1 pseudogene is annotated in these 234 nt (G+C 67.9%); it reads left to right on the top strand.

Going from position 1 to position 234, the window contains the following annotated elements:
- Nucleotides 1-234: pseudogene (locus N7568_RS25465) on the top strand (MFS transporter); the annotation flags it as partial.

Raw genomic sequence — 234 nt, 5'->3', positions numbered from 1 at the left:
TCAGCTCCGGACTCATCATGACGCTCGGCGCCGACTTTTCACCGGACAACGGGCGGAGTCTCTTCCTCGGGATCTGGCGCTTCATCGCCGTCTCCGGCGCTACCGGGGGACCGGTGCTCCTCTCGGGACTGACGGCCGCCATTTCACTGTCCGCTGGCATCTGGGCCACAGGCGTGCTGGGGTTCGCGGCCGCGGTGGTGTTCGCCGTCGCAATTCCCAGGCTGACGCACCGGC

Origin of the sequence: Paenarthrobacter aurescens (assembly GCF_025421775.1) — a bacterium.
Taxonomy (GTDB): Bacteria; Actinomycetota; Actinomycetes; order Actinomycetales; family Micrococcaceae; genus Arthrobacter; species Arthrobacter aurescens_B.
The sequence above is the reverse complement of the archived record's forward strand: the minus strand, read 5'-3'. Positions and strand labels throughout refer to the sequence as shown.